This is a genomic window from Ralstonia sp. 25mfcol4.1, assembly GCF_900104095.1.
Lineage (GTDB): Bacteria > Pseudomonadota > Gammaproteobacteria > Burkholderiales > Burkholderiaceae > Cupriavidus.
Genome location: NZ_FNJO01000015.1, coordinates 102,916 through 111,832, shown reverse-complemented (window position 1 = coordinate 111,832; position 8,917 = coordinate 102,916). Strand labels below are relative to the sequence as shown.

Genomic DNA, 8,917 nt, shown 5'->3' with positions numbered 1-8,917 from the left:
GGTGGAACGGTAGCATTTCCTGGGGTTCCGGGGCGCCGTCTCATTTACCGGCCGATTCCTGCGGATCATGTACGCGCGAATAATGATGTAGCGTTGCCCATCTTGCCCCCGCGACGGTCACAACGGCAAACACGAGAAAGAAAACGGCAGATCGGCGCCAACCCATGGCTCGGGCCAATGTATAGGTCAGGGGAAAACTGCACACCCCCGCGATGGCGCCTCCAACGATGAGGCCGGCCGAAAATGCGAAGCAGTCTTCGCCGCATATTGGCACCGCCTGTGCTGCAATGAGGCCTCCCAAGCCGCCAAGAAGTCCGCCGGCCATACTGCCACCCACGAGGCGGAAAAGGCCTCTCATGAGATTGGCCAAAACAGAATCCTTTTGGCATTCGCCAGATCCGAATACCAGAGGGCGCCGGCGCCTACCGTGAAGCGCATGAAGTTGTTCACGCGCCCCCGCCAGGAGACCGCTGTCAGTCGTTCGCCATTCCACAAATCGATATGGTCGCCCGTCGGACTGCTTTCTCCGTTTCGCAGCCAATAGTCCTTAAAGAAAATGAGGCCAGTTTTACCCTGCGCCTTCGAAACCCAATCCTTGCCTGTCATATCGATAGGCTTGGGACATCCGGCGAACGGCCTTTGCTGCAACCAGTTTGCGACCTCTTCAGCTCGTAGCATATGTGCGCGCGGATGGTCCTTGAACCAGCAGCGGGCGCCCTTGAACGACTTGTTGGTAATGCCGACCGCGGCGAGACATGCACCTACGCGGATAGCGCACTCGTCCGAAAACGCGGCCTTGCCCGTTGCGGGGTCTTTGCACACGGGGGATATTCTAGGGTATGCCGACCACAGTTCCGAGAAGGTCACAACCTTAAGTTGAACCTCGGCCCTGGATTGCGCTGTGGTGTTGGTGGGCAGGCGATTGCTTTTATTTGGCATCGCCGTTCCCATGCCGCTTAGCCAACGCCTCATCCCCCCAGTACACTGTGATTGAGCCTGGTGCATCCGTGGCAACGCGTGGCAACTGCCCGTGCGCATCTGTGTATCCGAACTGGCTCTGGCCCTCGGATGTTTCAACAAAGTATGGATAGTCCGCTACCGGCCCGGTCGGCGAAATAGCAATCACGAGTTCGTCGAAGGTCTCGGCTGCGTTCGTGAGGACAACGGGCTTCGACGCGACCGGCCCGTTCGCTTCGGCTGCGTCGTCGTACCAGACTTCGCCAGCCAGTTGGGCAACGATGCGCGGCCGGGTCTTGCATTGGCAAAGGACCCGATCGCCATCCAGCGCGACTTCACCCATGAACCACATTCGGCGCGGGCTTCCGGTCTTGCAAATGGTTCCCACGCTATCGCAGCCTTCGCAGTAAGCTTTGCCACCAATCAGGGCGAGTTGGTGGCCATGGAAGAAGACTGGGGGACTCGAACTATCCGATAGCTGTCCTCCCTGTGGCGCGAGGCGGTCGCCAACCACCGCAATCCTGCGCATCATGCTCGAGACTCCGTCGCTGCCGTAACGTTTCGTTTGCTCATCACGCGTCCTCCTTTCGAGGATTCAAGCGAGCATTTGGACGCATTGCGCTCCAGCGAACAATCGGATCGATACGAAACTGCTTGAGCGGAGGAATATCCAGGCAAGGGCTGGGCCTTCAGAAGCTCCAGCCCCCAAAAGCAAAACAACGCGCCACATCTTTCGACGTAGTGCGTTGTTTTACAAGGAAAATCCTGGTGGACCGAAGGAGGATCGAACTCCCGACCTCTGCATTGCGAACGCAGCGCTCTCCCAGCTGAGCTATCGGCCCGTCGCGACTGATTGTAGCCGAATCGCGAGCGGCCTTTCAATCGCTTCGAACCAACACTTTGGGCCGCGTTTCAGGTTGCTGCCATGCCGGGATTGCCGTCCATGCCGCGCACGGTGGGCAGGTTCAGTGGGCGGGCGCTAACTTCCTTGGCGGCGCGCAGCCACTGGGCCATCACGTCCCAGATCGGGGGGCCGCCGGTCTGGCGGGCGTCTTCCGAAACCGGCGCCCAGCCGGCTACCTTGTAGGTCTTGCCGGCGTCCACCGGCTGGCCGGCCAGGCGCATGTCGGTGATGCGTTTGCCGATCGGCTGGTTGGGGTCGATCGTGTATTGCAGGCCGCCCACGCGCACCATGTCGCCGCCCTGCTGGTAGTACGGATCGGGGTTGAACAGGTTGTCGGCCACGTCTTCGAGGATGGTCTTGATCGTCTCGCCCGTCATCGGTGTCACGGTGGTGTACGGGTACGTGATGGCGGTCTGGTCCATCAGCGCTTCCATCGTGATGTGCTCTCCCGGCAGCAGTGTCGTGCCCCAGCGGAAACCTGGCGAAAATGCGATCTGGGCGTCTTGCACGGCCATCAGGCCATCCAGGATCAGCTGGTCGAAAGTGCCATTGAAGTTACCGCGCCGGTACAGCAGGCCGCGATTCACGGCCAGCACTTCGCCCAGCTTGTTCTCGTAGGGTGCGCGCACCTTCTGGATCAGCTTGTTCATCGCCGGATCGGCCGGTAGGTAGTTGGCGAAGACCGGTAGCAGCTTGTAGCGGAAGTCGGTCACCTTGCCGTTGCGCACGTCGAAGTCCAGCACACCCAGGAACTTGCCGTTGGACCCGGCATTGGTCACCAGCGTGACCCCGCCGGCGTTTTTCACAGGCACCGGGGCGGGCACGCCGTCGTGGGTGTGTCCGCCCAGGATGGCGTCGAGCCCGCGCACACGCGACGCCAGCTTCAGGTCGACATCCATGCCGTTGTGCGACAGCAGCACCACCACCTTGCCGCCCTTGCCGCGCACCTCGTCGATCACCTGCTGCAGGTTCTCTTCCTGGATGCCGAAGGTCCAGTCCGGCACCAGGTAGCGCGGGTTGGCGATGGGCGTGTACGGAAACGCCTGGCCGATGATGGCCACGGGCACACCATTTATCTCGCGAATCACGTAAGGATCGAAGACCGGGTCGCCGAAGTCGCTGGTCTTCACGTTCTGGGCCAGGAACGCCACCTTGCCCTTGAAGTCGTTGTCGACGATCTGCTTCACGCGATCCGCGCCGAGCGTCATTTCCCAGTGCGGCGTCATCACATCGACCCCAAGCTGCAGCGCCGCATCGACCATGTCCTGCCCCCTGGTCCACAGCGCCGTGGCCGATCCCTGCCAGGTATCGCCGCCGTCCAGCAGCAGGGCGCCGGGCCGGCTGGCCTTCATCCGCTGGATCAGGGTCGACAGATGGGCAAACCCGCCCACCTTGCCGTAGCGGCGCGCCGCTTCCGCGAAATCCAGACAGGTGAACGCGTGCGCGGTGGCGCTGCCCGGCGCGATGCCGTACTGGCGCAGGAATGCGTCGCCCACCAGATGCGGCGGCTTGCCGGCCCACTCGGCCACGCCCAGGTTCACGTTCGGCTCGCGGAAATGCACGGGTCGCAACTGCGCGTGGCAATCGGTGAAGTGCAGCAGGTGGACGTTGCCGAAGCGCGGCACGTCATAGAGGCGCGCAGCGGCCTGGGCCGCCTGGGCGTCGCCGCCGGGGAACGTCATGCCTCCGGCGCCGGCCACGGCCAGCACCTGCAGGAACTCGCGTCGGTTCATGCTGTTATCCGTTTGATTCGCCGGCGCGCCGGCTCAGGGCTTGCCGTAGCGTGCCAGCGCGGCCACGTCGTCGTCGATCATCTCGCCGACTTCCTTCTGCACCACGCGTCCTTGCCCGTCCAGCACGTACAGCTCGGGCAGGCCCTTGCGTGCGCCAAATGCGCGGCGCAGCGCGTCGGAATCCATCGCCGCGGGGAAGGTGTAGCCGCGCTGCTTCAGGTACGCCACGGCGTCTTGCGGCTGCTTGTCGATGCTGATGGTCAGCACCTGCAGTGTCGTGCCGCGCGTCTTGTCGTGGAGCGCCTGCAGCCGCGGGTTCTGCAGCGCGCAGAACGGGCACCACGACGCCCAGAACTCGATCACCACCGGCTTGCCCGCCCATTGCGAGGCAGGCACCGTGCGGCCGTCGAGCAGTCTGACATCGGGCAGGTGGATGGTGTCGCCCACCTCGGCGGCACGGGCGAGCGCGCTGGCCATGCCAAGCACAGCCAGCAGCCATATCGTCGCCACGCGCCACGCCCGCATCATGCCGCCCTTACTGGTTGACCGGGGATGCCGGGTCCAGCAACAGCGCCATGACGTCGCGGATCTGCTGTTCGGTCAGGATGCCCTTGTGGCCAAACCGTGGCATGTTCGAGCACGCGCTGTACGCGTTCGAATCCCAGATCTTGCCCCACGTGTAGCGCACCACGTCCGGCGAATTGCCGCGCAGCTTGCCGTAGTGGTAGAGCGACGGGCCGATATTGCCGAACGAGATCTCTGCCTTGGTCAGCTGGTGGCAGGCGTAGCAGTTGGCACCGTTGGGCGCGCCCGCCTGGTCCGAGAACTGCATGCCGCGGCCGTTCTGGGCGATCTTTTCGCCTTCCTTCCAGTCGCCGATGAACTGGTTGTCGGCCGGGTACTTCACCTGCTTCAGCTCGGCGGCCTCGACCTTCTTCGCCACGGCGGCGGGCACGTGCAGGCGGTCCGGGTACTGGCTGCAGGCCTTCTGCGTGGCGTCCTGATTGGTCACGCCCTCGACCGTGGCCGGGCCCTTCGATGTAAACGACGATTCGATCATCTGGCGCACGTCGGCGTCGGTGACCTTGACCGGCTTGTCGGCCTTGGCGCCCCTGGCGGCGGTCTGCGCGTGCGCGCCCGATGCGGCCAGCAGCACCAGTGCGGCGGCGGCCATCGTATGGAGTGTCTTCATATTGTTCTGCTCCGGTGCTCAGCGCTTCATGTTCGGGCCGTCGTACGTGCCGCCGTTGGCGTTCTTCGCCAGGAACATCGTCAGGGCGGTGATCACGTCGGAGCCGTAGGCCGGTTCGGGGAATCGCTGCTGGCGCAGGCAGTCGTACAGTCGGTGCTGCATGGTGCGGACCTCGCCCTGCGACACGCGGTACGCGGGCCAGGTGGTGTATGCAGCCTGGGCGCCCTTCTGGGTCATCAGGTTCGGAAGGTCCTGCAGGCGGATGCGCTGGCCGTCCACGGCGTGGCACGTGGCGCAGGCAAAGTCATAGGCGCCGGCACGGTAGAAGAACATCTTCTGGCCCAGCGCGTAGACGCGCTTTTCCTCGGGGTGCGCCAGCTGGACGTTCATCTTCACGCCGCGCGATTCGCCGGTCAGGAAGGCGGCCAGGCGCTCGATGTCGGACGGCTTGCCCTGCGACGCGAACGGGTTCTTCGTGGCCTCTTCCTGGGTCAGGCCCTGCAGCGTCACGCGGCAGTAAGCCAGGCGCTGCTCCAGGTCCATCACCTTGTTGGCGTCCTTGAAGTAGCGCGGCAGCTCGGCGTAGGCACCCTTGGTCACGCCCGGGCCCTTGCCCAGGTCGCATTGCTCCAGCGATGCGTTCTTCGGGCCGGCGGGCTTTTTCCACAGTTCCTCGCCAGCCGCTTCCCACAGTTCGGCGGGATTGCCTTCGGCCAGCATCTGGCGGTACTTGGCGATTTCCTCGGCGGTGTTGTCCTGCGCCAGCGCGGGGCCGGACAGCGTCGCGGTGACGGCGGCCGCCACGGCGCCCAGCGCCACCAGCGCGGGGGCCACGGTGCGGCGCAGACGGCGAATGTTGCGCACGGTAACCATTGGGGGATTCTCCTCGCCATCGCGCCGCATGGCTGGCGGGCGGACGGCCTTCTTGTGCGGGTCCGGCGGCTCGTTGCCGGACGGCTTGTCAGTGAACCCAGGCAGGCCGCGACGATGCGCAGCGGCCGCCCCGGTCCGTCACGGCTTGATGTAGGCGTAGCCTTCGTCGAACTGCAGGCGCGCGATTTCCACCACGCCCGCCTGCACCACCTTGGCGTCCATCAACAGGCTCTGCTCGGAAATGCGCCGGGCGGTCAGCGTGTTGCGGCAGGCGCGGAATTCCACGCCCGACGACGTCAGCGACGCCACCGCGGCCTCGAACGTGTTGCCGCGCGCGTCCTTGGCGCCCTCCACCAGGAAGTCCACCCCATAGCCGAATGCCACCACCACGATCTTCGTGTCGGGCGCCCCGTTCAGGTGGTTGCGCAGGTTCGACATGGCGCGCACGGCCTGGTCGATACCGTCCGACAGCTGGTACACCACCTTGACGCGGCCCTTGCCCGACGCGGCGGACGTGGGGGCCGGGGCCTGCTGGGCCGCCGCCTTCGCGGACAGTCCGATGGCCGCCAGGGCCGCGGTGGCACGAATGAATGCTCGACGCATGCTGCTTCTCCTTCGCCCGTATCAGGCCGGTGTCAGGCCATCAGGCGATGGTGGCTTCGTCGGTACGCTTGTCGCCGCGGTTGTCGACCCAGGTCACGGTGACCTTGTCGCCCTTGGCGCCGCCCTTGAACTTGAAGTTCAGGAACGGGTCCTTCGACACGGCCGCGCCGAACTGCGCGTGGAATACTTCCTTGCCCTTGCACGATGCCACCACGGTCTGGATATGCCAGGCCGGAATGGTCTTGCCGGCCGAATCCTTGCGCTGGCCGGTTTCCATGTCGTGCTTCATCAGAATCTTGACGTCTACGACGCCGCCGTTTTCAGTGGCGCGAACGCGCATCGGGTCTGCCATGTGCTTCTCCTGTCAGCAGTAATCTGGAAATCTGGTCTCGAACGGTGCAACGGCCGGGCGGCGCTCAGCCGCCGCAGCCGCCCAGCGTGACCTTGATTTCCTTCGATGCCACGTACCACTTGCCGCCGGCCTTGACCGCGGCATGCACCACCGACGTCTGGCCCATCTTCACGCGCGTGGACACGAACGGCTCGGTGCCGGCCGGGATCGTGAAGTCGGCCGCCAGCGTGTTCGGGTTCTTTTCCACCAGGATGGCGATCTGCTCGGTATCCGGGATGTTGCTGGTTACCGCCACCGGCACCACGGCGCCGTTTTCGGCGATGTCCGGGGCGTTGAAGGTGATGGCGCTGCTCTTCTCGGTGCCGCTGCCGCCCAGCGCCTTGATCACGTCGGCCACGCTCTTGCCGTCGAAGGCAGTCTTGTTCCATTCCGCGGCCTGTGCCTCGCTGATCAGGCCGGTGGCGGCCATCAGCGACAGTACGGCGGTCATCCGCAGTACATCTCGTCGTTTTGCGTTCATCTTGCTGTGTTCCCGTACTACCCGGTTTCCTGTCGACCCCTGCCGCGCCGGTGCGTCGCCGGCCCATGCATGCATCTTGCGAATACTTCAAACGTCGCGGACGGCCGGCACTGCCAGCCGCCCGCCCAGGCCAGAGCCCCGATTACTTGGCCGGTGCGCCGGCCAGAACCCACTCCACCACGGTCTTGATATCGGCGTCGCTGACGGCGGCGTTGGCCGGCATAGGCACCGGGCCCCAGACGCCCGAACCGCCATTCTTCACCTTGGCCGACAACTTGGTCAGGGCGTCCTTGTCGCCCTTGTACTTGGCGGCCACTTCCTTGAAGGCCGGGCCGACCAGCTTCTTGTCTACCTGGTGGCAGCCCATGCAGGCGTTCTTGTTGGCGATGGCCTGGGCCTTGGCGGCGTCGACGGCGGCGTGCGCGGACGCGGCGGCGACCAGCAGCGCGGCGGCGATGACAAACTGCTTCATGTGTTGTGCTCCAAACTGTATGAGAGCCGTGGGGACGGCAAATGCCCGCGCTCGATTGCTCCACGGCGCGGCGCGCGCTGGCCGCCGTTGGGGCGGGCTTCTCAGGAGCGCCCTGCGGTGATCGTCGAGGGCTCCCGGGCGTATGCGGCCAGTCCGCTATTTTGCCTGAAGTCAAGGCGCGTATATGGATGCGACAGTGATAACCATATGCACAAAACAGGTGGGAATTGTCGCCTTATTGCGGGTTAACCCTTGGATTGGCGCGGGTCGGACCGACAGGCGCCGCTATCGGCGTGCCAGCGCCCTGCCCGCCCAGAGGCGGTTGCCGAACACGTTCAGCAGCAGGCCGGCCATGACCACCACGGCGCCGGCCCATTGCGCGGCCGCCAGGTCTTCGCCCAGCAGCAGGTGGGCCGACAGCAGTCCCACCACGGGCACCAGCAGCGTCAGCGGCGCCACCTTGCTGGCCGGGTAGCGCGTCAGCAGGCGACCCCACATCGTGTAGCCGAAGATCGTGGCGGCAAACGCCAGGTAGGCGACCGCGAACACGGCCGTGCCGGAGACATGGGTCAGTGCATCGGCGATGCGTGCCGGCCCCTCGAACCAGAGCGACAGCAGCGCAAATGGCACGATGGGGATCAGCGCGCCCCACACCACCAGGCCCAGCAGGTCCACGGGGCCGATCTTCTTGCTGACGATATTGCCCGTGGCCCAGCACAGCGCCGCGCACAACGTCAGCAGGAAGCCCGCCGCCGTCATGCCGCCGGGGCCGTGGGCGGCGGCGCTGCCGATCAACGCCAGCCCGCCGGCGGCAATCGCCATGCCGGCCAGGTTGTGCCAGCGCAGCGGTTCGCCCAGCCACAGCGCGGCGATGGCCACCGTGAAGAACACCTGCGACTGCAGCACCAGCGACGCCAGCCCGGCCGGCATGCCCACGGCCATCGCATAGAACAGGAACGCGAACTGGCCCAGGCTGATCGCCGCACCATAGGCCACCAGCATGCGCAGCGGAATGCGGGGCCGCGGGACGAAGAAGATGGCCGGGAATACCACCAGGCTGAACCGCAGCGTACCCAGCAGCATCGGCGGCACGCCGGACAGGCCCACCTTGATGACAACGAAATTGACACCCCAGACCATGATGATGGCGAGGGCGAGCAGACGGTCTTTGGCTTGCATGATCTTGAGAGAAAGCCGCGTCCTGGTTGTGGCCAGACAGGGGCATGGACGTTCGGCACGATTAGCGTAGCAGCCCGCACCGGCCAGGCATTGCACGATCCTGCGGTTTGTTTGTGGCCCCCGAGGCCCTTT

General features: G+C 65.1%; 11 protein-coding genes and 1 tRNA gene. All 12 read right to left on the bottom strand.

What is annotated here, in order from left to right:
- Positions 1 to 354: 354 nt before the first annotated feature.
- A complete protein-coding gene (locus BLQ58_RS23145; protein WP_175459978.1) occupies positions 355 to 951 on the bottom strand; it encodes a type VI secretion system amidase effector protein Tae4 in 597 nt (198 codons plus the stop codon).
- The gene (locus BLQ58_RS23140) at positions 929 to 1,489 is read right to left on the bottom strand and encodes a PAAR domain-containing protein (protein WP_092602358.1); all 561 of its coding nucleotides are present in this window, start codon (positions 1,487 to 1,489) and stop codon (positions 929 to 931) included. Before BLQ58_RS23140 ends, BLQ58_RS23145 begins: the two co-directional genes overlap by 23 nt.
- Before the next feature lie 234 nt (positions 1,490 to 1,723).
- Positions 1,724 to 1,799: transfer RNA gene (locus tag BLQ58_RS23135), tRNA-Ala, on the bottom strand.
- Positions 1,800 to 1,869: 70 nt separating this feature from the next.
- Entirely contained in the window at positions 1,870 to 3,594 is a 1,725-nt protein-coding gene (soxB, locus tag BLQ58_RS23130; RefSeq protein ID WP_092602356.1) for a thiosulfohydrolase SoxB, read from the bottom strand.
- A gap of 33 nt (positions 3,595 to 3,627) precedes the next feature.
- On the bottom strand, positions 3,628 to 4,119 hold the full coding sequence (locus BLQ58_RS23125) for a TlpA disulfide reductase family protein (RefSeq protein WP_175459980.1): 492 nt from the start codon (positions 4,117 to 4,119) through the stop codon (positions 3,628 to 3,630).
- A 10-nt stretch (positions 4,120 to 4,129) separates the two neighbouring features.
- Positions 4,130 to 4,786, bottom strand: coding sequence for a sulfur oxidation c-type cytochrome SoxX (gene soxX, locus BLQ58_RS23120; protein ID WP_092602352.1), 657 nt, complete (start codon positions 4,784 to 4,786; stop codon positions 4,130 to 4,132).
- Positions 4,787 to 4,804: 18 nt separating this feature from the next.
- The gene (gene soxA / locus BLQ58_RS23115; protein WP_092602350.1) at positions 4,805 to 5,659 is read right to left on the bottom strand and encodes a sulfur oxidation c-type cytochrome SoxA; all 855 of its coding nucleotides are present in this window, start codon (positions 5,657 to 5,659) and stop codon (positions 4,805 to 4,807) included.
- 138 nt (positions 5,660 to 5,797) lie between these two features.
- Positions 5,798 to 6,262 (bottom strand): DsrE family protein, encoded by a 465-nt coding sequence (locus BLQ58_RS23110; protein ID WP_092602348.1) that lies wholly within the window; start codon positions 6,260 to 6,262, stop codon positions 5,798 to 5,800.
- A 40-nt stretch (positions 6,263 to 6,302) separates the two neighbouring features.
- The gene (gene soxZ / locus BLQ58_RS23105) at positions 6,303 to 6,614 is read right to left on the bottom strand and encodes a thiosulfate oxidation carrier complex protein SoxZ (protein ID WP_066736673.1); all 312 of its coding nucleotides are present in this window, start codon (positions 6,612 to 6,614) and stop codon (positions 6,303 to 6,305) included.
- 64 nt (positions 6,615 to 6,678) lie between these two features.
- Positions 6,679 to 7,134 (bottom strand): thiosulfate oxidation carrier protein SoxY, encoded by a 456-nt coding sequence (gene soxY, locus BLQ58_RS23100; protein WP_066736675.1) that lies wholly within the window; start codon positions 7,132 to 7,134, stop codon positions 6,679 to 6,681.
- A gap of 142 nt (positions 7,135 to 7,276) precedes the next feature.
- Positions 7,277 to 7,606 (bottom strand): c-type cytochrome, encoded by a 330-nt coding sequence (locus tag BLQ58_RS23095; protein ID WP_092602346.1) that lies wholly within the window; start codon positions 7,604 to 7,606, stop codon positions 7,277 to 7,279.
- A 285-nt stretch (positions 7,607 to 7,891) separates the two neighbouring features.
- On the bottom strand, positions 7,892 to 8,785 hold the full coding sequence (locus BLQ58_RS23090) for an EamA family transporter (protein WP_092602344.1): 894 nt from the start codon (positions 8,783 to 8,785) through the stop codon (positions 7,892 to 7,894).
- Positions 8,786 to 8,917: the final 132 nt, after the last annotated feature.